We start from the raw sequence: 515 nt of genomic DNA, 5'->3' as shown, positions 1-515 counted from the left end.
GAGCAGCACCACCAGCAGCGTGAGCGGTGCGAGCGTGGTGGTCTCGTCGGTGCCCGAGACCAGGCCGATGGCGGCGAACACCACGGCGCCGACCAGCCCCATGGCGGCCGCGACGGCGATGTCGTTGAGGAGTTGCGGATCCATGTCGTGGCTCCGGGTTCAGCGTGGCGCGCGGCCGGCGGCCGCGGTCTGCGTTTGCGTTTGCGTGGATGGCGCTGCCTGTGCGTTCTGCACGAACAGGTCGTAGAGCTTGAGTTCCTTCAGCTCCTGCACCACCGCGGGCGGCAGGTCGGCCACGGACCCCAGGCCGCCCGGCTGCGCGGCCAGTTCCTCCAGCACCTCGCGGCGCCAGGCCGGATCGGTGGAGGTGTCCTGCTCGGTCACTTCGCGCTTGGGCGGGAAGGCGCGTGCGCAGATCACGCCGGCCGCCACGCAGCCCGCCAGGCCCGCCAGCATGGCGTAGGCATGCGCGAGCTGCTGCGATGCGACGACCATGGCGAGCCAGCGGCTGGCCA

At 71.8% G+C, this 515-nt stretch carries 1 protein-coding gene; it reads right to left on the bottom strand.

Going from position 1 to position 515, the window contains the following annotated elements:
- Window positions 1–159: 159 nt before the first annotated feature.
- Window positions 160–515, bottom strand: a 356-nt coding sequence (locus GVL52_RS31810; protein WP_160012700.1) for a hypothetical protein, incomplete at its 5' end; no start/stop codon positions are given.

The sequence above is a fragment of the Rhizobium sp. 18055 genome (assembly GCF_902706285.1).
In the GTDB taxonomy this organism is placed as follows: domain Bacteria; phylum Pseudomonadota; class Alphaproteobacteria; order Rhizobiales; family Rhizobiaceae; genus Rhizobium.
This window is presented reverse-complemented; position numbering and strand designations above follow the sequence as displayed.